The following is a 25858-nucleotide window of genomic DNA, read 5'->3' as shown; positions in this document are numbered from 1 at the left end:
TTTTTTATAAGAGTAACAGCATCAGTTTTTAGGTAAATGAATAATAAAGGCAGCGCCTTCTATGCTTGCTGTCTCTACATGAATTTGTCCTTGATAACTTTCTATTATCTCATGACAAACCGATAAACCAATACCTTGACCGGGATTGAGTTGATCAGCACGAACACCACGCTGGAAGATTGCTTCTCGCATATCAGGTGTCACACCTGGCCCATCATCTTCAATTCGAATGATATAATGGTCACTATACTCTGCGACATTAATGCGTACTTCACTGATACAAAAACGGTAAGCATTTTCCAAAATATTACCGAGTAGCTCCATGAGATCGTCACGATTAATCGGTAACTTTAACGATGTGTCGAAGCTCTCGGAGAATGTCACCTGCTTATCGGCGTATATCTTACTGAGCATACGAGAAAAGCTATCTATAGCGGGTTTAAGCTCTGTTTTGTCTTTCTGTAACCCTTGCTGGCCCATCATTGCACGTTTAAGCTGGTACTGAACCAAATTATCCATTTGACTGATCTGTTCGAGTACTCGCTGGTTTAATTCAGCGCGCGAAATCTCTCTGTCGTCTAGTAAGGCATTGGTTGCCGCAAGACGTGTTTTGAGGCTATGGGCTAAATCATCCATCGAATGGCGATAACGTCCTTTTTGGTCGTTACTGATTCGAATTAAGCGGTTTAAGGCAAGGGTGATATCTTGTAACTCCATTGGGAAGTTACTATCAAGGCTTTCGCGCTTAGCATCAGTCATTTGATCAAGCTGTGTAGCCAGTCGACGTAATGGCTGGAAGCTCCAATGAAATGCGGCAATTAAAAATGCAATGGCAATAAGAACAAATAAACCTAAATAAAAGGTCGTGCGTTTATGCAGTTGCGTGAGCGATGCCTCGTAGGGTCCTGCAGGGCGAAGCACTACTAATTGATAAATAGTGCCACGTTCTCTATCTCGACTCAGGTTATAGGCAATGTAGCTGCTATCATCGGGTAGTTTAATTAATGTCGGTGTGGGTATTTCTTCTGGTAGATTACGGCATATATCTGCGAGGTTTATGGTTTTAGCTTCATCAGAAAGCCATACGGTATTGTCATTTTGATCACAAACGACAGACATGTAATCACTGTCTGAAGGGTCGACAGAATCTATCCACTTATCGACATCTTTAATCAACCCAGCTCGATTAAGTTGTGCCACAACCATTGGCATCTGGGCCACTAACTCTGAAGAATAAGAAGCCATATAACTTTGTGAGTAGAGCTGGTTAATAACCCCTGCAAGTGCAGAGGTTATTAATACAATGATAGCTACAGATGTCACTAAAACCCGGCGTCGAAGGCGGGGTTGAAGAATGACTGTCTTCATTGAGCTTGCAACTCAAAAATGTAACCCTGACCACGAATGGTCGTAATAGGGTTATCTTGTCCTGTTGTCATGAACTTCTTACGTAGTCGGCTTATCATGACCTCGATTGTGTTTGGATCACCTTCTTGATCTTCATAAAGCACATCAAGTAAACGTTGCTTAGAAACAACCTGACGGCTATGGCGCATAAGGTATTCAAGCAAGTCATATTCAAATGCTGTTAGCTCAAGTAGGGCCTCACCAACAAACACTTGCTTTGCTAGTAAATCGACGCGGATATCACCCGCTGACATTTCTGGTTTTACAAAGCCAGAACTACGACGAACTAAAGCACTTAAACGTGCAACCATCTCTTCTTTTTGAAACGGCTTAACTAAATAATCATCAGCACCCGCTTCTAGACCAGTTACTTTATCTTGCCAATTGGCACGTGCTGTTAAAATGAGAACAGGTAAGCGAAGCCCTTTTTTTCGCATATCTTTTATCAAGCTTATTCCGTCACGATCAGGTAGACCTATATCGACAACCGCAATATCATTCGGATAATTTTGTGCAAAAAACAGACCTTCTTCGGCTGTGCCTGCACATTGGACTTGATGACCTAATTCACTGAGTTGAGACTTTAGGTGATGACTCAGAATTTGATCATCTTCGACAATTAGGATTCGCATAATTTTGATTACCAAAGATAAATATATCTAATGAATATACTTAATAGAAAAGAAGCTTGCGAGATTAAGTGTAGGGAATGTGACTGAATAGACGCTGACTCATTAAATTTTAGCGAGAACAAATCATTTTTGCATCGTTTCGCAACAGTTTCAGCCCTTAAATCATGGCTCTTTCTATTAAAACAATGTGTGAATTAAGAGAGAAGAGCCGTGAAATCATATACCCATCATTAATTCATAATAATGATTAACGTACCGGCAATTGTTAACAGTACGTTGGCAATGGCATAAGTACCAGCATAGCCTAAAGCTGGAATTGTGCTTCGAGCATGTTCATTGATCATATCCATTGCAGGTGCACAAGTTCGAGCACCAATGATGGCACCAAATAAAAGTGCACGGTTCATCTTCAGTACATAAGCACCAAACAGGTATGCCAATACAACAGGGATCACACTCACCATTAAGCTAGTGACTAAGACCATAGGGCCAATATGTGCAAATGAATCGAATAAATTAGAACCCGCACTCAAACCAATTCCTACCATGAAGACCATTAAGCCAAGATCTTTCGCCATATTAAGCGCACCTTGGGGTACATAACCAAAAGTAGGGTGGTTAGCACGTAGGAATCCTAATGTAATACCAGCAATCAGAAGCCCTGCAGCACTACCTAAGCCAAATGCAACGTGACCAAATGCCAATGTAATCGAACCGATAAGTAACCCGATGATAAAAAAACAGCAGAATGCTAATAGATCGGCAATTTGGCTGTGAATCGAGATAAAACCAATACGTTCAGCAAGACCAAGTACTCGGCTTTTTTCTCCACTGACTTGCAAAATATCCCCTTTATTCAAAAGAATATTGTGGTCCATCGGCATTTCTATTTGTGCGCGAACAACACGGTTCAAGAAACAACCGTATTCTGATAAATTTAGCTCAGATAGGCGCTTGCCAGAGATATTGTCATTTTTAACCACAATTTCTTCTTCAACAATCCGAAGGTCGAGAAGATCACGGTCGAAAACTTCTTTGCCGTTTCGAAAGCTAGGGTCCAAGCGTGCATGGCTGTCTGGGTAACCCACTAAGGCAATCTCATCACCTTCTTGTAAAATAGCATCACCATCAGGGTTTGCTAATATACCGTTTCGTCGTACGCGTTCAATGTAGCAGCCAGTTTGACGGTAGATACCCAACTCTCTCAGGTTACGGCCATCAATCCAGTTAATAAGCTCAGGACCAACGCGATAAGCACGAATAATCGGTAAATACACTTTACGCTGAGAAACTTCACCAATACCGCGTTCTCGCGCAATTTGTTGCGACGACTCAGCAAGATCTTGTTTCTGTAACTTAGGCATTAGCTTAGCGAGAAAAATAAGGCTGATTAAACCCATCAAATAAGACATGGCATAGCCAACGCTTAGGCTATCAATGGTTTGTTTAATGATATCAGGATCGCTAATGCCAGATAATCCAGAATTCAATGCGTCTTTTGCACCTACAAGAACTGGCGTTGCCGTCAATGAACCAGCCATTAAGCCTGTCGCTAAACCTATATCAAGCCCAAGATAATGAGTCATGGTTAAAGTGATAGCTATGGCGGAAAGCAGCACAACAAGTGCGAGTAAAAGGTAGTGTTTACCATCTCGGAAGAAAATACCAAAAAAGTTGGGGCCAGCTTCTATACCCACACAAAAAATAAACAGCATAAAGCCAATATTTAATGCTTCAGTATTGAAAGTGAATCCGGCATTACCGAACAGTATGGCCGTAAGTAAAACACCAATAGAATTGCCTACTTGCATCTTAGCAAAACGAATTTTACCAAAACTTAGACCAACAGCGAGAACAACAAAAAGCAACAGAATATCATTCTGATGGAGAAGGGATGCTACATCGATATTCACAACATATTTTCCGGGAAGGGGAACACAACAAAAGTGACGAAATTCTAGCTGATTTTAGAGATTTGTCATATCAGAATTCCACATTTATTCGATTATTTTTTTCTTAGAATAGCTATTAGATAAAGTTATGCCTTCTGCACATCTTATACCCAAGCTGCCTCAGGATGCTCGTTTCAGCGAGAATTTAAGGTACTTATTTATAGATCTAGTTGTTCTACGTTGAAAATAAGTATCATCGTTCATCGTGTGTTATAGCCCTTATATCTTCGTATTGTTTCGCGGGGGTAAAGTCGAAGGTAGGAAATAAAGGTATTAAAAAGGGCTGAAAGATCAGCCCTATTGATTCATCTAACAACTATTACGCTGTTATTTACTGTTCGCCATTATTGAAAAAGGCTTAGGTTTTCTTTTGCGTATGCTTCAAATTCTGTGTAGCCACCAACGTGCTCTTGGTCAACAAAAATTTGAGGAACAGTTTCAACAGGTTTACCAACCGTTTTTTCTAGGTCTGATTTACTGATGCCTTCCGCGTGAATATCTACATAACGGAAATTAAAATCATCGCGCTCTTCTTTTAGTTTTTCAGCAAGGTCTTTTGCACGAACACAGAATGGGCAACCAGGACGACCAAAAATAACAACGAACATAATATCTCTCCTCAAATTTATTGTGTTTACTATAACTTGCCAACGACCGATGAGAAAGCGGGTTTTATCTCTTACTCTGATAGATAAAAGCGATTGACGCTTTTTTGTATATAAACGACGAAACTAGACTAAAGAGTCTGTTTTTTTACGTTGTAGTCACCTTGGAAAATGAACGGATTTAGTGTGTACGCTAACATGCTAATTAAACGTCACTTTTATGACATGTTCTTATGTGTTTTATCAGCACGTTATGTGACGAAGAACTTATTCCTTCAAGTTGAAATTTTATAGCGGTCAAATATTGTTCAGAATCAAAATGAGTAACCAATATTCCGTAATACTAACTTGGGTATATGCGTATCAATTTAAATACTCACTTATTTTCAGTTAAGTAAAGCCGTCAGGTAGTACATGCAATGTTATTTACACGACTGAGTTTCGGGTGATTATTCAAATTTGTATTGTAGTTTGTGTAATGGAGTACCTATGTTTCAGTTTATGACATCGTCAAGGATTGTTTTTGGTGAAGGGGCGTTAATCAACTCATTCTCTACATTCAATCAATTTGGTTACAGTGTTTTATTGGTAACAGGGAAAGATAGTCAGCGCTCTGAGCCTTTAGTTAATTATTTAAAGCAACAAAACATGCGTTATCAGCAAGTGGCTGTATTGGGTGAGCCTCTTATTGCAATGATTGAAGAAATGGCTGCAATGGGTAGGCGTTTTCGACCTGATATGGTGATTTCTATCGGTGGTGGTAGCGTTCTTGATGCTGGTAAAGCCCTTGCCGCATTGATACCAAACCAAGGCAGTGTGTATGACTATGTGGAAGTGGTTGGACGTAATGTACCGCTTCAAGCTAAACCCTTGCCATTTATTGCGATTCCCACTACCTCAGGTACCGGATCTGAAGTCAGTAAAAATGCCGTGCTTCGCTCAGCACAAGAAAATGTGAAAGCTAGCCTAAGAAGCGCTGATATGCTGCCCGACTTAGCGATCATCGATCCGACATTAAGCTACGGTATGGATCCTGTCCTGTCGGGATGCTGCGGTATGGATGCGTTCACTCATTTAATGGAAGCTTATGTCTGTGGCGCGCCTAATCCACTCACCGATATGGTTTGTGAAGAAGGATTACGGCGATTAGCGGGTGCCATTGTGCCAGCTTGTGAAGATGATGATCCCCGCGCGCGCTCTGATATGTCATTTGCGGCAATGTTAGGAGGAATGGCATTAGCTAATGCCAAGCTTGGTGCAGCACATGGATTAGCCTCATCGTTGGGGGGCAGGCTGAGCGCACCGCATGGCTTGATTACCGCACAACTTGCGCCGTATGTTATGCAAGAGAATGTGTTGGCAGCAAGAGAGGCTGGACGAGCCGATGTACTTAATCGTTATCGACAGTTGGCTTGTATTCTTACTGGTAGAATGGATGCTGATATTGCAGATGGCATCACTTGGACCAAGCGAACGCTAGGACGTTTAAATCTACCACCTGTTTCGGACTATGGGCTATGCGACACGATGTTTAATGAGGTGGCAGAAGACGCATTATTATCCAATGCCATAAAAGGAAATCCGTTACCGCTAAACAAAGAGCGCTTACAAGGGATTCTTGAGCAAATATGTCAGGAATGCAAAGTTGATATCTCGAACCAAGTATAATGAGCAATATAGGCAAATAATTCGCTCAATAATCCTATTTATTTGTATTTGTGATAGATTAAGTTGAATTAATTGATCTATCACTAGTCTTATTCTTTGGGGGAAGAAAGATTCAGCTGGTGGATGTAAACGTTAATGAATCATTGGTCGTTTATATCTTGTTAAAGTGCCATTATAAATGTGATAAGGATGTCCATGAATCAAACGATCGACACTATTTTGCAACACCGTTCTATTCGTCAGTTTACCGATCAAGCTATTGATGCAGAACTACTATCGTTTCTACTCGATTGTGCAATAGCAGCATCGACATCGAGCTTCATGCAATGTGTCAGTATTATTCGTGTTACTCAATCTGATACGCGTCAAAAATTAGCACACTTGGCGGGTGGCCAACCTTATGTTGAGACTGCTGCTGAGTTTCTTGTTTTTTGTGCAGATTTTAATCGCCACCAACAAATTCACCCAGAAGCGCAGTTAGGTTTTACAGAGCAAACGCTTATTGGGGCTGTTGATGCAGCTCTGATGGCTCAAAATTGTTTATTAGCTGCTGAATCTACGGGGTTAGGCGGCGTGTATATTGGCGGACTTCGTAATAATCCAGAAGCCGTGGCTGACGTTTTAGCGCTGCCTCAGCATGTGCTTCCACTTTTTGGCTTATGCCTGGGTTACCCATCTCAAAATCCGGAAATTAAACCGCGTTTACCGCAATCGATTATCGTGCATCAAGAGCAGTATCAACAGGTGCTTAATCAGCCTGAATTACAAAATTACGATGAAGAAGTGCGTGAATATTACAGAACCCGTACTGGTGGAAATAAAGAAATATCTTGGTCAGAACAAATTACTGATGCCTTAAATAAAGAGGCTCGACCTTTTATGAAAGACTTTATTAATAGTAAAGGCTTTAGTACAAAGTGATAGTCAGATACACTTAATACACAATAAATATCATGTGTGATAGCATTAATTTTTGACTTTATTTTAACCTTATCAATAGGTTTAGTTTATATAATCAATAGATTACACAGAAGATAATAATAAGTAAGAATATCGGATAAAGAATATGAACTATATGGGAAAAGTGGCAGTTGCTCTTGTGTTGACAGCATTGCTTAGTGCTTGCGGAAGCACTCCTGACAATGGGCAAGGTGTAACATCGGCCATCAATACTGGCGACGCAGTCAAAAATGCACAAAATATTCACCAAAATTGGCAGGAAAAAATACAAAGTATTGAGCATTTACAGCTCTATTCACCCAATAAATATGGTGTTGTTCAAGCGCATTGGAAAAAAGCAGATTCGATTTATCAAAGCTTTGCTGGTTCACCTGAGACAGCATTTAAAAGCTACTCTATTTTTTCATCGGCGACTTATCTTGAACGTTTTTTAGACGAAATTAATCAAGCACAGATAACGTTGACTAAGCTAGATAAACTAAAAGTTAAGTCAGACAGGGTTCTTGCACCAGCGATAAAGCAAATGGCTTACCTTAATTCTTTAGATGCTGCGCGTTATTATCGTAGTGAATATACAAGGCTAAACCGTTTTTATGCCAAGCTGTTCAATTATATAGATAATGATGATGTTTCTGATGCACGAGAAGAGCAAGAAGAATTTTTAGAGCGTAGCTTTAGCTTAGAAATTAAAACAGTAAAGAAGATTTATATTGCACCTCTTGAGACGAAGCTACGTGAACTACGTAGAAATGATGTGCGCTATTATGCGCCGTTAAGTTACTCTCGTGTTGAAACAGAAATTACTGACGGTAATCGTATTATTGATTTAACGCCTCGAAATTTTAAAGCCATTGATAAGAAAGTTATCGAGATTCAATTTGAACTTGATCATGCCGCTCATATTGCGCTTGAAGTGAAAGGTCTACGAGATCGCAGCAAAGATGACTATGAAAATTTCATTCTAGAAATAGAAAATAAGTTACTGCGTATTTCTCGTGCTCTAGATAATCAAGATCTGCGCAATCAGCCAATAAGATCACAAGCGAAGTTGATTACCGAAGGCGTTTTATCTGCACGCAAGAGTAATTTTATTCAAACACAGCCATATTACGCTGATGATAAAAGTAACGACACATCTATAGAGCAGGTAACAGCGTTAACAAAGCTAGTGGAAGCTCAGAAACAGCAGATTCAACAATTACGGCTAGAAGCTAAGCCTGCATCAAGCATTGATGAAAGTGTAGCTACTCAGCAAAATGGCAATGCAGAACTTGAAATACCAATTAATGCAGCAAAGAATGCAGAGGTTGAAATTTCAGAGTAAATGATTGTGCAAATATGAACAGAAAAGTAGCCAATGGCTACTTTTTTTGTATCTACGTATTATCAACTTTCTTATGTTACTCATTAACGACAGCCTGTATTTAAAATTAGTAACAAAAAAAATGATAAACCCAGCGCTTTAAATGTGTTTTTTTTGTTACTTTATCGTGGGTGGTAATTTTATTTGGTTCGTTTTTTTATTTTGTTTAACATGCGTTTATGTTAACTTATTTTGCGAAAATCAACTGTTGTTACGTTTGCGCAACGTGCCGTTAACGCTGGCGGTTTCCTTCTCGTGTTTCTAAACCTATTTTTTTTATCTTTGGTTGAATTTTCGCCATTCTTGGGATTGATCTACTCTTCAGCATCCATTAGAATGCGCGGCGCATTTGTAATGCATCCATTTTTGAAATTTTATTGATTTTTTTGAATTTTACTCCTGTAGGGGAACTAAATGTCCACAAAACTAGCTAACCCAGCGCCATTAGGCTTAATGGGTTTTGGTATGACCACAATCCTTTTAAATATCCACAATGCGGGCTTTTTCCCGATTGATTCAATGATTCTTGCTATGGGTATTTTCTACGGTGGTATCGGTCAAGTGCTTGTTGGCATGATGTGCTTTAAGCGTGGTGATACATTTGGTACTACAGCATTTACTTCTTACGGTCTATTCTGGTTAACACTTGTTGGCCTTATAGTTATGCCTAAGATGGGTCTAGCTGATGCAAGTCCTGCACACTTCATGGGTTGGTACTTAGGCCTTTGGGGCGTATTCACTGCATTTATGTTCGTTGGTTCTCTTTGCTACCCACGTGCTAAGCAGTTCGTATTTGGTTCTTTAACGGTATTATTCTTCCTTCTTGCTGCACGTGATTTCACGGGTAGCGAGTTAATCGGTACAATTGCTGGTTTCGAAGGTATTATTTGTGGCGCAAGTGCAATTTACTTTGCAATGGCACAAGTATTAAACAACGAATACGGTCGTACAATTCTACCTGTTGGTGAATTGAAGAAAGAAAAAGTAAGCCTAAAAGCTGCTGCTTAATCTTTCACGATAAAAACCTCGTACTAGTGATTAACTAGGCGGGGTTTTTTTGTGTCTAATTTTTGGCGCTATTTAATTTTAAGCGCTGCCTCCAGCAATTAAGCAGTACTGACTATTGCGTTGGAGTGAGCCTATTTAACACAGACATGTCGTTATTTTCGCGTGAGTTGGTGCGAAACTGCGATGGTGTAATACCATATTTACGTTTAAAAGCATCACAAAAGTAAGCGGCACTGCCAAACCCTGAGCAATGGCTAATTTGAGAAATAGAGTAATTAGCAAACGTTAAATAATTTAATGCTATCCCCATTCTTATATCCAGCAGTAATTGGCTGAATGATACCCCTTCTTTGGCAAGGTGACGGCGCAATGTTGATTGTGTCGTGAAGAGCGCCTTCGCCATACCATCGACACTCCACTTACGCTTCGGATCTAGTGTGATTAAACGTGCAATCATACGCTCTTTAGGTTCATCATAATTAAATCGAAACACATTAAAAACATCGACATTTGCTTCATCTAATGCCATTAGAATAAAGACTAAAGATTGTTTCAAGAAACATTGCTCTAATTGCGGATCGCCCAATACAGGCAATGCTTGCTGGAACAGTGTGAAGTTATTGGCAATAGTTTCAGGTGTTTCTACAAAGTAATTGGGCGTATTTGTTTTTGCTTGAGTACCCATATGAGTTATCGCGCTTAAATTAGTGAAAGCATCGGTTAATGTTTTTTCACTGATGAGTAATAACTCAAGCTCGATCTGTGCATTACTTTGTTGGGTTACAGAACAAGATATATGACTAAATTTTGGAATGATAAATGTTGAATCTTTCTTTATTCTAATCTCAACACCGTTGATATTTATAATGCCAGTACTGTTCTTGATTTTGGCAATAAGGTGATTATCAATATAAAACTCTTTGAGTGAAATGTGGCTTTGAGAAAGGATATGTTTGTATTTCATCTTGTAGATAGTTCTCGAAAAGTAGCGGTAACTGAAAGCGCCTTTTTAACTGTTGCCATCCTTGCTGTTGTCTGGAGTATAGGGCGAAATCTAAACTGAGAATAGAGTATAGAAGTGCTTTATATCAATTTAAGCTCACTTAGTGGGTTGCTCTTAAGATATTGGATGAATTTCTGAATGCGATTATTCAATACGCTATGCTTAGAGCTGTTGAACGATAAATTGGTGCTTTTTACAGCAAACGATCGGTATGCGATAAGAAAGCAATCAGAAAAGCGCCATGCCTAAAGCAAATTTAAGGAGGAGTTATGGCTCAGCGTTACGCTGCCCTTATTGGTGCGCTAGTTGCCGATGCTGCAAGTATGGGGACGCATTGGATTTATTCACCAGAACGAATTAAAACGCTATCTGAATTATCACACTTTCCCTTTATTGAACCCAATGTACTGCATTACAAAGACGTTGAAGGCTATTACGCTCATGATAGCTTAACGGCGGGTGAGTTAACCGCTTACGGTGAATGGTTGGCATTGTATATACGTTTACTTGCGGAACCAGAGATAAGTACGCATCAAATTCAGCAACATATTCTTGATTACTTTGGTCCTGGTGGTGATTTCATTGGCTACGTTGATAGCCCAACGAAAGCGTTATTATTGACCTTATTTTCACTCGAACCTGATGATTGGCCCGAAGACTCTGGCAGTAGTGAAGATGATCAAAACCCAGCACTGTGTGCTATTCCTGCATTGGTTGCGCTTAAATACCCGTCAGAACAGTTAGAGCAAGAAATCGACCGCATCGTAGGGATTACGCATCAAAATGAACTAGCGTTAGCTACAGCCAAAGCATTTGCGAGTGCATTGAATGAAGCACTGCGTTCTCGACGGATGGAACCTGTGCTTAATGTGTTAAAGGTGAAATCACCTGTTGAAATTCAAGATAAGATTGAAAAAGTACGGTTATTGGATGGAGATGTTAACGATCTCACTCATGTTTTTTCACTTATCAGTTCAGCATGCCATTTAGAAGATAGTGTTCCGATGGCTGCTTGGATTTTACAAAACAGTGAAAGCTATACTGAAGCGATAATGAAAAATATTCTGGTTTCAGGTGATACGTGCGGGCGGGGGATCTTGATTGGTGCACTTGCGGGTGCGTGTTATGGCTTTGGTGATGAAAAGGGGATACCTATCTCGTGGCTAACCACGTTGCAAAGTGGAGAGGCTCTCGCTGAAGATATTGAGGCATTGCTGAAGGCTGCAAAGAGTTAGCCTCTATAAACGAATAAAGCACGGTAACTAATGTAATCGCTATGGCTGAAACTAAAAAGCCACCCGTTTCTGATAAGTAACGGATGGCTTTTAATATTAAACAGTGACGGATTTAGCAGATAACTTTAATAGCCAGACCACCCTGAGAAGTCTCACGGTATTTAGCGTTCATGTCTTTACCTGTTTCCAACATTGTTTCGATTACTTTATCAAGTGAAACTCGAGGCTCAGAAGAACGACGTAGTGCCATACGACATGCGTTAATCGCTTTAACCGCTGCAATACCATTACGCTCTATACATGGAACCTGTACCTGACCAGCAACAGGATCACATGTTAGACCTAAGTTGTGCTCCATTGCGATCTCAGCTGCGATGCAAACTTGATCAGGGCTACCACCCATAAGTTCAGCAAGACCCGCTGCAGCCATTGAACATGCTACACCCACTTCACCCTGACAGCCTACTTCAGCACCAGAGATAGATGCATTGCGCTTATAAAGACCACCAATTGCACCAGAAGCTGCAAAATAACGCGTGTAATCTTTAGGACCAACATTCTGGATGAACTTATCGTAGTAAGCTAGTACCGCTGGAATGATGCCACACGCGCCATTTGTTGGTGCAGTAACAACACGACCACCCGCTGCATTTTCTTCGTTTACAGCAAATGCGTACATGTTAACCCAGTCAACAACCGTCATCGGGTCAGTACTTAGGTTTTCTGTCGTTATCAGTTGTTGGCGAAGTGCCGCTGCTCGACGTGGAACACGTAGTGGACCTGGTAGAATACCTTCTTCGTTCATACCTCGTTCCATACATTCACGCATGGCTTTCCAGATGTTTGCGAAGTAAGTATTAATTTCGTCTTCTGCATTCATTGCACGTTCGTTAGCCATAACAAGTGCACTAACAGAAAGGCCATGTTCTTTACAATGTGCAAGAAGGCCTTCTGCCTTAGTATACATGTAAGGTACTTTGACTGTTGAAACTTGCTCTTTGCCAAAGTTTTCTTCGTCGACGATGAAACCACCACCGATTGAATAATAAGTTTTAGTGTACGACACTTCATCGCTAATCCAAGCGGTGATAGTCATACCATTTTCGTGAAGAGAAAGATTAGTTGTATGAAAATTCATACCTCCTTCACGAGGAAACTCTACTGTGTGGCAGTGCATGCCAACAGGTAAGCGTTCTGTTTCTTCTACACGAGCGATAAAACCGGGGATGCTGTCAATATCAACATGTTCAGGACTGTTGCCTGCAAGACCCATGATGATAGCGATGTCTGTATGGTGACCTTTACCGGTAAGAGAAAGTGAGCCATAAACGTCAACGGTAATTTTGGTTATATCTCGTAATTTGCCCATCGCGCGTAAGTCATCAATAAATTCCTTACCTGCTTTCATTGGACCAACAGTGTGTGAACTGGAAGGACCCACACCAATTTTGTAGATATCAAAAACACTGATCATGCGTATTACCTCAGTCGGGGGAAGCGATCTTGCCTCCGGCCAAGACTGTCATAGTTTTTATAATTCCCGCCCCTTCCTTGGCGAGATCACTAGAAAAGCAAAAAGAGCAGTAGGCAAATACTTCCTGCTCTTTTGTGTTGTCTATTCTACTCTAATTGACTTAGAAGACTATGCGTTGTAGCACATTTTTTCGGAAGAAAAAGCCGTAAATGAACATTCATTACGGCTAGAGTAGATGAATCTTTTACAATGCGCCGTAGATTACTGAAGTAATTGCAGCAATACCACATAGAGCAGTGAAAAGTTGTACCGGTGCAGATGTCTTGTACTTAGCCATTGCTGGTACTTTGTACATTGCTACAACAGGCATTAGGAACAAGATTGCAGCGATCATCGGTGCACCCATTGTTTCAATCATACCTAGGATGCTTGGGTTAACTACCGCAACCATCCAAGTTGTAATAACGATGAAACCAAGAGAGATTTTCTCAATCTTTTTAACTGGCATCTTAGAGCTAGATTTCGCTAGACCAACAAGACCTTCATGTGCACCAAGGAAGTGACCGAAGTAGCTTGAAGTGATAGCAGCAAAAGCAACTAGAGGACCAAGAATTGAGATTAGCGGAGATTCGTGAATGTTCGCTAGGTACGATAGAACACTAATGTTTTGTTCTTGTGCGATAGCTAGTTGCTCTGGTGATAGAGAAAGAACAACAGAGAATACAAAGAACATAACGAAGCTCATAAGCATCATTGCTGCACCGCCAGTGATCATGTCAGTCTTTTTAACTGCATCTTCACCGTAAACGCGGCGCTGTTCTTTAGAGAACTGGCTGATGATTGGGCTGTGGTTGAAAGAGAAAACAATAATTGGAATTGCTAGCCAAATAACAGAAGGCATAGAGCTCCAATCAGGGCTAACAGAAACCATTGTTGTATTCCACTCAGGCACTAGGTAGATAGATAGTGCTAGTAGAATAAATACTAGAGGGTAAACCATTGCAGACGTTGCTTTAAGCATCAGTTCTTTACCGAACACAACACCAGCAGTCATTGCTATGATTAGGCCGCCAGATAGCAACCAACGTGGAATTGACTCCATACCCATTTGGTTAACTAAGAAAGAGTCGACAGTGTTTGTAATACCAACACCATAAATTAGAACAATCGGATAGATAGCAAAGAAGTAAGCGAAAGTGATGATTTTTGCGCCAGACTTACCGAAGTGCTCTTCAACAGTATCAGTGATATCTGCTTCAGGGTTTTTTGCTGAAAGAACGAAGCGAGCAAGACCTTTATGTGCAAACCAAGTCATTGGTAGTGCAATAAGAGCCAGAATAACTAGAGGCCAAAAGCCACCAGCGCCTGCTTTAATTGGAAGAAAAAGAACACCAGCGCCTACTGCTGTGCCAAATAGTGATAGTGCCCAAGTGAAATCTTTATACGTCCAACTTGCTTTTGCTGCGGTAGTCGCTGCTGTATTCGAAGTGGTTTGCATGATTATCTATCCAAAGTGTTTTACGGAACGGGAATTAGGAACGGGGCGCATTTTCGCTATTTCCAGAAGTAAAACTTTGATCTTGATCCCGTTATGTAATTGGTGATATTTGCAATACAATTAAAGGTGATCTTGATCACAGGGGGTGTTACGAAGAAGTTAGGGAAAATGACGTGTTAGAAGGCGAATTTTTAATACCAAAGCTGTTTTGATAACAACTTAATCATTTGGGCAGTAGCTCCCCAAATTGAATAATTGCTGAATGGAATTGAATAAATATTGTGTAGGTGGCCATTTATTTGAAACTGCTGACTGTGCATATTCACTGGGTTTAATAAGTATTGAATTGGCACTTCGAATAACTCATCAACCTCGCTGGGGTCAAGCTTTGGCTGGTAATCTGCTGCTATTGTTGAAAGGAATGGCGTTACCATATATCCGCTTATTGTAGGCAGAGCTGGCAGCTGTCCAAGTATATGATTTCGACTGCATAATATTCCAGTTTCTTCTTCTGTTTCGCGGAGTGCTGTAGCCGCTAAATCTTGATCGAAGCTTTCATGACGACCACCAGGGAAAGCAATTTGGCCTGGGTGATGTTTTAAGTGGTTTGCACGGCGAGTTAATACAATATTGTAGGTGTTATTACGGGGAACGAGAGGGATCAGCACAGCCGCGGGCTTAAAAGTATCTGTAGCAGATACATGCTGGCGTACACGCTCATTATGACTCTTGTCATAATTCGTGGTTGGCGCAAGCATAAAGCGGCTTAATATTTGTTGCTGACTGATCATAAACTGTCCGTGTTTACTGTAACTGCTTATCTTGTTCGCGATGAACGAGATCTAAGCAGTTACAATTTTACTATTCCAAGTCATTTGGTAATAGAGTAGTTAATAAAATAGACTACTGTCTTAAGATTGGCAGAATTCTACTTAGTTTGTCCAGTGTTTCCTGATATTCACTGTCAGATTTGCTATCTGCAACCACTCCACCGCCAGCCCAAGCGTATATCTTCTGCTCTTGAGTGACTAATGTTCGTATCGTAATGCTAGTATCCATGCGACCACAGCGGCTGATATAGCCAATGCTGCCACAGTAAATACTACGGCGATGCGGTTCTAATTCTTCAATTATAGACATAGCTCGTACTTTCGGGGCGCCTGTAATTGAGCCTCCGGGAAAACAAGCACGTAATAAATCCGTTGCCGAGTACTGTTGGTCTAGTTCGCCTGTTACGGTGCTAACCAAGTGATGAACCGCGGGGAAACTTTCGATTTCAAAAATGCTGGGTACTTTGACACTACCGGGTTTTGCCACTCGTCCAATATCATTTCGTAGCAAATCAACAATCATCAAATTTTCTGAGCGATCTTTTTCAGCATGACGTAAATCGTCGGCATAGGCTCGGTCTTGTTCTACATTGTCTGAGCGTGGGCGCGTACCCTTGATCGGCTTTGTTTCAACGTAACCTTGGTTATGTTGTAGAAAACGTTCTGGTGATACAGACAAGACAGTACCGTGTTCAGTGCGGATAAAACCAGAGAAAGGCGCACCATTCGTTTGCTCTAAACGTAAGTAAGCTTGCCATTCATCACCGCGATAAGAAGCCTGAAAACGCTGTGCAAGGTTAATTTGATAACAATCACCAGAGAGTAAATACTCTTGGACTTGATCAAATTTGTTGCAGTAACTGCTAATTGTCATGTTTGAAGACCAATCAGTTGTTAATGCAAAGTGTTCAGCTTGTTGTGACACGTCCTTTTTGTGCTGCGTTAAACTGTTTTCTTGGTGCTGTTTTAGCCATTCTAAACGTTGACTACCAGAAGGAGAGACTAAAAAAAGCGTTTTTTCTTGGTGATCAGCAATCAGTGCCCAATCATAAATGCCTACAGCCATATCAGGTGCAGAAATATCATGCTTAGCCAGTGAGGCAATTTTTTCAACCCGTCGACCGAGGTCGTATGCAAAATAGCCCAGTGCACCACCAATAAATGGCACACCAGTCATAGGGTTAAGTGGGGGTAGTAGATCCTGTTGAATATGTTGAAGCAGAGAAAACGGATCATCAGTGCTAGTTTTTTCATCGCCATTTGAAAATTTAATACAGGTTATTTCACCTTGTGTCTCCAAAGTGGCTAAAGGATCAGCAACTAGAATATCAAAGCGATTATCTGGGTGATTATTGGCAGCAGAACGTAATATCATCGCCCATGGCAGACGTGATAAGGGTGAAAACCACTCAAGAGTCATTTCTGGGCTGTAATCGAGTTGTTCAATGCTTAGTTTGGGATGTGATTTACAAATCATTTTCTTTTTTGTGACAGGTATTCAATTGGCGCATAGCGCGAAGTTGAGCGCAAGAGTATCATAACCACAGCTTTTATTACGACGCCCAAGGACGATCCATCGCGTTTTATTTTCTAAAGGGTACACAGAAATAAAGTGAGATGGACATTTGCCATGTGGAGCATGGCCGCGTGATAGCATTTGGGTGAGTCATATTGGTTATACGAATCAATATACTGCAGCCATGAATGAGAATCACACACTACACTGGAAGCTTTTTGTAGTGACGAATTAAAGCTGGGCGCCATGGAATTATAATAATCAACGAGGGCAATTATGACCGTCATCCGTAAAGAAGATGTGATTAGTAGTGTTGCTGATGCATTACAGTACATATCTTATTACCATCCACTTGATTTTGTTCAAGCATTGGAAAAAGCTTATAACAAAGAACAGAGTCAAGCTGCGAAAGATGCTATCGCACAGATTTTGATTAATTCACGTATGTCTGCAGAAGGTAAACGTCCTATCTGTCAAGATACGGGGATCGTGACCTGTTTTGTTAAAATCGGAATGAATGTGCAGTGGGAGAGTGATCTTACTGTTCAGCAAATGGTCGATGAAGGTGTCCGTCAAGCTTATAACAACCCAGACAACCCCCTACGAGCGTCTGTTGTTGCCGATCCTGCTGGCACACGTAAAAATACGAAAGACAATACGCCAGCAGTTGTTCACATTGATATGGTGCCAGGCAATAAGGTTGATATTCAAATTGCAGCTAAAGGCGGCGGTTCTGAAAATAAAACCAAGATGGTGATGTTGAACCCTTCTGATGATGTGGCTGAGTGGATTGAAAAAACAGTGCCATTGATGGGGGCTGGTTGGTGTCCACCAGGCATGCTTGGCATAGGCATTGGTGGTACGGCTGAAAAAGCGGCAGTATTAGCAAAAGAGTCGTTGATGGAATCGATTGATATCCATGAGCTACAAGAGCGTGGCGCACAAAACGCAGAAGAAGAACTACGTTTAGACATTTATAATCGTGTGAACAAATTGGGTATTGGAGCACAAGGGCTGGGCGGATTAACCACAGTTGTTGATGTGAAAATTAAAACAGCACCAACCCATGCGGCGTCTAAGCCTGTTTGCATGATCCCTAACTGTGCGGCTACGCGTCATGTGCATTTTACACTCGATGGTACCGGCCCTGCAGAATTAACCCCACCGAAGCTAGAAGACTGGCCAGAAGTGACATGGGAAGTGGGCGAGAGTGTTCGCCGTGTTAACGTTGATGAAATTACTAAAGCTGATGTTCAGGAATGGAAATCAGGCGAAACGGTTTTATTGTCAGGTAAAATCTTAACAGGTCGTGATGCTGCGCATAAACGTATTCAAGATATGTTGGCTCGCGGCGAAAATTTCCCTGTAGATTTCAATAACCGCTTTATTTATTACGTGGGTCCTGTGGATGCCGTTGGTGATGAGGTTGTTGGCCCTGCTGGTCCTACAACGTCAACGCGTATGGATAAGTTTACCGATATGATGTTAGGTCAAGCTGGCTTAACGGGCATGATAGGTAAAGCTGAACGTGGACCTAAGGCGATTGAGTCGATTAAAGAACATAAAGCTGTTTACTTAATGGCTGTTGGCGGTGCTGCATACTTGGTTGCGAAGGCGATTAAGAAAGCACGAGTCGTTGCATTTGAAGACCTCGGTATGGAGGCTATCTACGAATTTGAAGTCGAAGATATGCCTGTAACTGTTGCGGTTGATTCTGCTGGCACTAATGCACATGAGACGGGTCCAGACACTTGGAAGGTCAAAATAGCTGAAATGGATGCTTAATCTCTAGCTATTACGTTAATTGATACTAATTTACTTTTTTAAAGGAGCCGATTGGCTCCTTTTTTATACGATTCGATTGTATTGTATCTTGTCATTTATTTGTTTCTGATTTTTACTGAATAAACCCACCTTAAGATCGAATTCGCCCATTTAACTTGTTAACCTTCCCAGCTTTTATTGTTTTTCTTATTTTTTAGTAGCTTGTTGGATTTTTGTTAGGCTTTATTGACTACACTACGTGTTTGTAGTCTTTTTATTAACGAATGGAATTTTAAGCTCGTGTTGAGCTTTGGCTAATTAGAGACATATAAGATAAAGCATTAGGAATTGCCTAAAAATTATAAGGATGGAGAGGTTTATGGGACGCATAATAACAGCCACATTATTGTCATGTTTCATTTTGACAGGGTGTGGTGAAAAACAGGTAGAGGTTCCTGAACCGGACTCTCGACCGGTAAAGTTACAAACGGTGTCAGTTGGTGATAATCAGACATTTCGTACATTCCCCGCCGTTGTTGAGGCTGGAGATAAAGCAGTATTAGCTTTTCGTGTATCAGGGCAACTTTCATCTGTTGATGTAAAACCGGGTACAGACGTTAAGCGAGGGCAAACACTTGCCACCTTGAATCAAGATGAATTTCTATTATTGGTTGAACAAGCGCAAGCAAATTATGAACTCGCGTATGTTCAATTTAAACGTGATGAAGAACTACGTAAAACCAATGTTGTTTCAGAGCTTGATTATGACACCTCTAAAGCAGCCTTGAAGCAAGCAAAAGCAGCATTAAGTAAGCAGCAATCTAACTTAGGTTATGCCACACTTGTCGCGCCTTATGATGGTACTTTATCGTTATCACTTATTGAAAATTATGAATATGTGATGATGAAAGAGCCCGTTTTACATATTCAAAGTGCTGGTATCATTAATGTCACTTTTCAATTACCTGAACACCTGTTTAGTCGTTTTCAAGGTCAATACGATCAAAACCCAAGCGTTATCTTCGATACCATACCTGGTGAAACTTACCCTGCTCAATTTAAAGAAATAGATACAGAAGCCGATAAAAAAACGTCAAGTTATACTGTTACCTTATCGATGGAACGCCCAACAGGGAAAAATATTCTTCCTGGTATGGCAGGTGCAGTCAAGGTCTTAATTCCGCAAGGCAATTTAGGTGCTATCTCTAAACGTGCCATCATGCAAGATGGAGATGCAATGTATGTTTGGCTTGTTGATAAAGACGGTATCGTTCATAAAACGCAAGTTGAATTAGATGATAAAAGGCACGTTATTAAAGGTCTAAATGACGGCGATTCAATTGCAACGTCAGGTATTAATGAACTGCAAGAAGGTCAGAAAGTGCGGGAATGGATTAAGGAGCGAGGATTATAATATGAAAAAACTATCCTTTATCGTTCTAGCAATAGGATCTGCATTGGCTTTGCAGGGGTGCGAAAAAACTGTTACCGAGAGTATACAGCGTGTTCAACCCGTTTATGTTGAGACAGTGGCATTGGCTACAGAAGCGCCTCAATTGACCTTCCCTGCCGTTGCTGCGGCCGCTGATAAATCGAGCCTATCTTTTAGAATCCAAGGTGAAATTACCCATATATTAGTAAGACCGGGTGATTTGGTAAAAAAGGGGCAGCTATTAGCAGAACTGGACCCTCTTGATTATCGATTAGAAGTTGATAATGCGCAGGCTAAATATAATGTGGCTGATAGCCAGTATCGACGTTCGGCAAAACTTGTTGAAAACGGATACATTGCCCAATCACAATTCGATGAACTAAAAGCGCAACGCCGTATTGAACGTGCAAGGTTGAATATAGCAAAACTGAATTTGAAATTTACACAAATTAAAGCCCCATTTAATGGGGTTATTTCTCGTGTACCAATTGAACAATTTGAGAACGTGCAAGCAGGTCAACAGGTCATGAATATTCACAGTGCCAAAATGGTGGATATCCATATTCAAGCGCCCGATTTAATCTATTCAAAAAGCTCTGCAATCGATATTGATGTGTCAAAGCCTGACGCTAGAGTTATTACGTCAAATGGTAACGAATATAAAGCAAAGTTGAAAGAATTTACGACAGAACCTGATCCAGAGTCTGGTTCATTTCTTGTGACGTTAACCATGCCGATGCCTGCTGATAACTTTATTCTAGATGGTATGGCTGTTGAAGTAAGAGCTGATGCTCAAAAGTTGAATATCTACAAAAAAGGCGAACCAGTTATTCCGTTAGAAGCCATTTTTAATGAAGACGGTGATGATTTAGTGCTTACCGATAAGTTTGTATGGGTCGTTAAAGAAGACATGACGGTAGAGAAACGCCGTATAACAACCGACAAAGTTGTACCAGAAGGTGCTCGAGTACAATCTGGAATAGAGCAGGGTGAAACCATTGTTGTAGCGGGTGGTAATCGTTTACGTGCCGGACAGCAAATTAAAGTTATTAGCATGGAGGCTGGACAATAATGAAGCAAGATATCGCAGCCTATTTTATAAAGAATAAAGTTGTTAGTTGGATGATTACCCTGATCTTTTTGATCGGCGGCACAATGGCTTTCTTCGGGCTAGGAAGATTGGAAGATCCCGCGTTTACGATCAAAGACGCGATGGTGGTAACAGCATACCCTGGTGCCACACCTCTTCAAGTTGAAGAAGAAGTCACTTATCCAATAGAAAAAGCCATTCAGCAATTAACCTATGTTGATGAAGTTAACTCTGTATCCAGTCGAGGTCTATCGCAGATCACCGTGACCATGAAAAATAATTATGGTCCTGATGATTTACCCCAAATTTGGGATGAATTACGTCGAAAAGTGAATGATATCAGACCCAACTTACCACCCGGCGTGGCTGATCCTTCAATCATTGATGATTTTGGTGATGTATATGGCATCATGCTGGCGATAACGGGTGACGGATATTCGTATAAAGAACTTAATGATTATGTTGATTATTTTCGCAGAGAAATTGAATTAGTTGATGGGGTGGGAAAGGTTTCAGTTTCGGGGGCCCAGCAAGAACAAGTATTCATTGAAATTTCAATGCAGCGTTTGAGTAATCTGGGTATCTCACTGGAGACAATCTATAGCACCTTAGCCACCCAGAATTTGGTAACCAGTGCGGGCGCAGTAAAAATAGGGACGGAATATGTTCGCGTTCATCCTACTGGTGAATTTAAAGATGTTGATGCCCTTGGTGATTTAATTATTACAGACACAGGTGCTGAAGGTTTAATTTACTTACGTGATGTTGCAACGATTACGCGTGGCTTTAAAGAGGTGCCCGATAACCTTGTAAGCTATAACGGTAAAGTTGCACTTAATGTAGGTGTATCCTTCATTGACGGTGTGAACGTTGTAGAAAAAGGTAAGGGTGTTTATCAGCGCCTAAATGAGCTAAAAGAACAACAGCCTGTTGGTATTGATATTAGTGCTGTTTATAGTCAACCCGATGAAGTCGACCAATCTGTAAAGGGCTTTATTGTCAGCCTTGGTCAAGCGGTCGCGATTGTTATTGTTGTACTGCTTTTCTTTATGGGGATGCGCTCAGGTATCTTAATCGGCTTGATCCTGTTGCTTACAGTATTGGGTACGTTTGTATTCATGAACATAATGGCAATAGATCTACAACGTATTTCTTTGGGGGCATTGGTTATTGCGCTGGGTATGCTGGTGGATAATGCCATTGTAGTGGTCGAAGGCATTCTCATTGGAATACAAAAAGGGCGAACAAGGATGCAAGCTGCATCTGATATTGTTACCCAAACCAAATGGCCGCTACTAGGGGCGACGGTGATTGCCGTTACAGCATTCGCACCGATAGGCTTATCTCAAGATTCTACGGGTGAATATTGTGCAACGCTATTTAGTGTGTTGTTAATATCACTCATGCTTAGCTGGTTTACTGCTATATCGTTGACGCCATTTTTTGCTGATATGTTCTTCAAAGGTGTTAAACATAATAGCGATGGCGAAGAGAGTGATCCTTATAAAGGTCTTGTCTTTGTTTTATACAAGCAATCGCTAGAAAAATGCATGAAGTACGCATGGACAACTGTGATCGTATTGATTGTGATGCTAGGTGCAAGCCTATATGGCTTTACGCAATTGAAACAGTCGTTCTTTCCGTCATCAACAACACCCATGTTTATGGTTGATGTATGGTTACCTGAAGGCACCGATATTCGTTCAACGAACGACAAGCTACAAGAACTGGAAGGGTGGGTTAATCAGCAAGATACCGTAAGTTATGTCTCTTCAAGTGCAGGTAAAGGCTCCCAGCGTTTCATGTTGACCTATTCACCAGAGAAGAGTTACTCGTCGTACGGTGAACTGATTATACGTGTCGATGATTATGATGCAGTGATGCCGATGCTGCGTAAAGTGAGTGCTGAGTTAGACGCTAATCATCCTGATATTGAATACAAACTAAAACGGATTGAATTAGGTCCTTCATCTGGTTCTAAAATTGAAGCGCGTATAGTGGGGCCCGATCCAACCGTTCTTCGTAGTTTAGCCCAGCAGTCGCTTGATATTATGAGAGCAGATCCGGGGGCTTTCAACGTACGTCATGACTGGCGTGAACGTACGAAAGTGATTGAACCTATCTTTAATGAAAGCCAAGCACGTCGTTATGGCATAACTAAAGAAAATGTTGATGATTTATTACAAATGGCATTTTCAGGGTTATCTGTAGGTATATATCGTGATGGCACTAATTTAATGCCGATTGTTGCACGTTTACCTGAGCAAGAACGTGTTGATGTAAGTAGTATTGAAGGCATGAAGATTTGGAGCCCTGCAATTCAAGGTTATGTTCCACTGCAACAAGTGATGCTAGGCGTCAATGTTAAATGGGAAGATCCGCTAGTGGTACGTAAAAACCGTAAACGAATGCTAACCATTATGGCTGATCCTGATCCTCTGGGCGATGAAACGGCAGCGACACTGCAAGCTCGAATTCAACCAAAAATTGAAGCGTTAGATTTTCCTTCTGGTTATTCACTAGAATGGGGCGGGGAATATGAATCATCGGCAGATGCCAAAGCATCGTTATTCCAAACAATGCCAATGGGTTATTTGTTCATGTTCTTAATTACTATCTTCTTGTTTAACAAGGTTAAAGAGGCTGTGATTGTATGGGCAACAGTTCCGCTTGCCATTATTGGTGTAACAACAGGGCTACTTATCTTGAATACGCCGTTTGGTTTTATGGCGTTGCTGGGCTTTTTGAGTCTATCAGGAATGCTTGTTAAAAATGGAATTGTACTGCTGGATCAAATCGAGATTGAAATTAGCAGTGGTAAAGATAAATACCAAGCGGTGGTTGATGCGGCGGTGAGCCGTGTTCGTCCTGTATGTATGGCTGCGATAACAACGGTACTGGGTATGATCCCTTTATTACCTGATGTGTTCTTTAAGCCTATGGCCGTTACCATTATGTTTGGTCTTGGGTTTGCTACAGTACTTACTCTGATTGTTGTTCCAGTGTTGTACCGCATGTTCCATCAACTCAAAGTGCCTGAAGTGCAATAGTGCTTAGCACTTTATATTGAAGCAATAAAAAGGGCTCCTTCAGGAGCCCTTTTTGTATCTGTGAATTTTATATCAATCGAAATTTTTTAATATCAACGGCAGTGCCATATTATGGTTATAGGCTAGATAACTTTCCATAGCATTGCTTCGCCAGCACGGATTGGCACAACTTCATCGCCACCAAAGGCCATTGTTTCAGGCACGTTCCAGCTTTCTTTTTTGAGTGTAATGGTGTCTGTATTACGTGGAAGATTATAAAAGTCAGGACCATTAAAACTTGAAAATGCTTCTAATTTATCTAGTGCGTCTGCTGCTTCGAACACTTCAGCATACAGTTCGATTGCCGCGTGTGCCGTGTAAGAGCCTGCACAACCACAAGCTGATTCTTTACGCCCTTGCGCGTGCGGCGCAGAGTCGGTACCTAAGAAGAATTTAGGGCTGCCGCTTGTTGCTGCTTTAACCAGTGCGTCTTGATGAATATTACGCTTTAGAATCGGTAAGCAATAAAAATGCGGGCGAATGCCACCTACCAACATATGGTTACGGTTAAACATAAGATGATGAGCGGTAATCGTTGCCCCAACGTTAGGGCCTGCATGGGTTACAAACTCAACGGCATCTGCTGTTGTGATATGTTCCAATACCATTTTAAGATCTGGGAATTGTTCAACAATCGGTGCTAAAACTGTCTCTAGAAAGACTTTTTCACGGTCGAAAATATCAATATCGTGAGCGGTTACTTCACCATGAATAAGCAATGGCATACCAGCTTCTTGCATTGCTTGAAGCGCTGGGCGAATGTGATCAATGGATGTTACGCCTGAATCTGAATTGGTGGTTGCACCAGCAGGGTAAAGTTTGGCAGCGTATACATGGCCAGATGCTTTGGCTTTGTGGATTTCTTCTGCGGAAGTATTGTCGGTTAAATAGATAACCATTAGCGGGGAGAAGTTGCCTTGAGGGGCTTGGGCAATAATACGTTCGCGGTAAGATAGTGCAGATTCTGTATCAATAACGGGTGGGATCAAGTTAGGCATGATTATCGCTCGTCCCATATACCGGCTGATGTCACGAACAGTATCTTTTAATACGTCGCCATCGCGTAAATGCACATGCCAGTCGTCAGGACGTGTAATTGTAATCGTTGTCATATTTTCTTCCCTCCCAAAAAATTCGCCCGATTCTAAAAGCATACACGTACTAAGTAAAGGTCAATTATCGCACTAACCAGCAATTGTTGATTAATAACGCAATCGTTTGGCTTTAACCTACTATAAGTTTAGTTGAATGAGCATAATTCCAATTTATATCCCAGTCACTTCAAAACTCGCTTTTCGGGAGTGTCTTGAAGTGACTTGGGTATATTTATGG

19 protein-coding genes are annotated in these 25858 nt (G+C 41.1%); 9 read left to right on the top strand and 10 right to left on the bottom strand.

The window, feature by feature from the left end:
• Positions 1-21 precede the first annotated feature (21 nt).
• The 4 genes from C9J47_RS20500 to C9J47_RS20485 form a co-directional block, all read right to left on the bottom strand.
• A complete protein-coding gene (locus C9J47_RS20500; protein ID WP_107255161.1) occupies positions 22-1368 on the bottom strand; it encodes an ATP-binding protein in 1347 nt (448 codons plus the stop codon).
• Positions 1365-2039, bottom strand: coding sequence for a response regulator (locus C9J47_RS20495; RefSeq protein ID WP_107255160.1), 675 nt, complete (start codon positions 2037-2039; stop codon positions 1365-1367). Before C9J47_RS20495 ends, C9J47_RS20500 begins: the two co-directional genes overlap by 4 nt.
• A 230-nt stretch (positions 2040-2269) precedes the next feature.
• Positions 2270-3952: an aspartate:alanine antiporter gene (locus C9J47_RS20490; protein WP_107255159.1), complete on the bottom strand. Its 1683-nt coding sequence runs from the start codon at positions 3950-3952 to the stop codon at positions 2270-2272.
• A gap of 383 nt (positions 3953-4335) precedes the next feature.
• The gene (locus tag C9J47_RS20485; protein ID WP_107255158.1) at positions 4336-4599 is read right to left on the bottom strand and encodes a GrxA family glutaredoxin; all 264 of its coding nucleotides are present in this window, start codon (positions 4597-4599) and stop codon (positions 4336-4338) included.
• 486 nt (positions 4600-5085) lie between these two features.
• Between C9J47_RS20485 and C9J47_RS20480 the strand changes: the two genes are divergently transcribed.
• The 4 genes from C9J47_RS20480 (at position 5086) to C9J47_RS20465 (ending at position 9595) form a co-directional block, all read left to right on the top strand.
• The gene (locus tag C9J47_RS20480) at positions 5086-6264 is read left to right on the top strand and encodes an iron-containing alcohol dehydrogenase (protein ID WP_107255157.1); all 1179 of its coding nucleotides are present in this window, start codon (positions 5086-5088) and stop codon (positions 6262-6264) included.
• 195 nt (positions 6265-6459) lie between these two features.
• Positions 6460-7185 (top strand): oxygen-insensitive NADPH nitroreductase, encoded by a 726-nt coding sequence (nfsA, locus tag C9J47_RS20475; RefSeq protein WP_107255156.1) that lies wholly within the window; start codon positions 6460-6462, stop codon positions 7183-7185.
• 145 nt (positions 7186-7330) lie between these two features.
• Positions 7331-8548 carry a hypothetical protein gene (locus C9J47_RS20470; protein WP_107255155.1) on the top strand — a complete coding sequence of 406 codons (1218 nt, stop codon included), beginning with the start codon at positions 7331-7333 and terminating at the stop codon, positions 8546-8548.
• A gap of 453 nt (positions 8549-9001) precedes the next feature.
• Positions 9002-9595: an acetate uptake transporter gene (locus C9J47_RS20465; protein ID WP_107255154.1), complete on the top strand. Its 594-nt coding sequence runs from the start codon at positions 9002-9004 to the stop codon at positions 9593-9595.
• 112 nt (positions 9596-9707) lie between these two features.
• Here the strand turns inward: C9J47_RS20465 and C9J47_RS20460 are convergent, their stop codons facing one another.
• Entirely contained in the window at positions 9708-10559 is an 852-nt protein-coding gene (locus C9J47_RS20460) for a helix-turn-helix transcriptional regulator (RefSeq protein WP_107255153.1), read from the bottom strand.
• A gap of 308 nt (positions 10560-10867) precedes the next feature.
• Here C9J47_RS20460 and C9J47_RS20455 point away from each other — a divergent pair, with 308 nt between their 5' ends.
• The gene (locus C9J47_RS20455) at positions 10868-11833 is read left to right on the top strand and encodes an ADP-ribosylglycohydrolase family protein (RefSeq protein WP_107255152.1); all 966 of its coding nucleotides are present in this window, start codon (positions 10868-10870) and stop codon (positions 11831-11833) included.
• A gap of 112 nt (positions 11834-11945) precedes the next feature.
• Here C9J47_RS20455 and C9J47_RS20450 read toward each other — a convergent pair whose 3' ends face one another.
• From C9J47_RS20450 to pabB, 4 genes are all read right to left on the bottom strand, one after another.
• On the bottom strand, positions 11946-13307 hold the full coding sequence (locus C9J47_RS20450; RefSeq protein ID WP_107255151.1) for an L-serine ammonia-lyase: 1362 nt from the start codon (positions 13305-13307) through the stop codon (positions 11946-11948).
• Between the two features lie 244 nt (positions 13308-13551).
• On the bottom strand, positions 13552-14805 hold the full coding sequence (locus C9J47_RS20445) for an aromatic amino acid transport family protein (RefSeq protein ID WP_107255150.1): 1254 nt from the start codon (positions 14803-14805) through the stop codon (positions 13552-13554).
• A 191-nt stretch (positions 14806-14996) separates the two neighbouring features.
• Positions 14997-15596 carry a CoA pyrophosphatase gene (locus C9J47_RS20440; protein ID WP_107255149.1) on the bottom strand — a complete coding sequence of 200 codons (600 nt, stop codon included), beginning with the start codon at positions 15594-15596 and terminating at the stop codon, positions 14997-14999.
• A gap of 112 nt (positions 15597-15708) precedes the next feature.
• On the bottom strand, positions 15709-17112 hold the full coding sequence (gene pabB, locus C9J47_RS20435; protein ID WP_107255148.1) for an aminodeoxychorismate synthase component I: 1404 nt from the start codon (positions 17110-17112) through the stop codon (positions 15709-15711).
• Between the two features lie 315 nt (positions 17113-17427).
• Between pabB and C9J47_RS20430 the strand changes: the two genes are divergently transcribed.
• The 4 genes from C9J47_RS20430 (at position 17428) to C9J47_RS20415 (ending at position 24487) form a co-directional block, all read left to right on the top strand.
• The gene (locus C9J47_RS20430) at positions 17428-18936 is read left to right on the top strand and encodes a fumarate hydratase (RefSeq protein ID WP_107255147.1); all 1509 of its coding nucleotides are present in this window, start codon (positions 17428-17430) and stop codon (positions 18934-18936) included.
• A 358-nt stretch (positions 18937-19294) separates the two neighbouring features.
• Positions 19295-20329, top strand: coding sequence for an efflux RND transporter periplasmic adaptor subunit (locus C9J47_RS20425; RefSeq protein ID WP_107255146.1), 1035 nt, complete (start codon positions 19295-19297; stop codon positions 20327-20329).
• A gap of 1 nt (position 20330) precedes the next feature.
• Positions 20331-21419 (top strand): efflux RND transporter periplasmic adaptor subunit, encoded by a 1089-nt coding sequence (locus C9J47_RS20420; protein WP_107255145.1) that lies wholly within the window; start codon positions 20331-20333, stop codon positions 21417-21419.
• Entirely contained in the window at positions 21419-24487 is a 3069-nt protein-coding gene (locus tag C9J47_RS20415; protein WP_107255144.1) for an efflux RND transporter permease subunit, read from the top strand. Before C9J47_RS20420 ends, C9J47_RS20415 begins: the two co-directional genes overlap by 1 nt.
• A gap of 122 nt (positions 24488-24609) precedes the next feature.
• On the opposite strand, the gene pyrC is transcribed toward C9J47_RS20415, so the two are convergent.
• Positions 24610-25638, bottom strand: a complete 1029-nt coding sequence (pyrC, locus tag C9J47_RS20410; protein ID WP_107255143.1) for a dihydroorotase — start codon at positions 25636-25638, stop codon at positions 24610-24612.
• Positions 25639-25858: the final 220 nt, after the last annotated feature.

Source organism: Photobacterium indicum, assembly GCF_003026215.1.
Taxonomy (GTDB): domain Bacteria; phylum Pseudomonadota; class Gammaproteobacteria; order Enterobacterales; family Vibrionaceae; genus Photobacterium; species Photobacterium indicum.
Note: the sequence above shows the minus strand (reverse complement) of the source record. Positions and strands in the feature narration are given on the sequence as shown.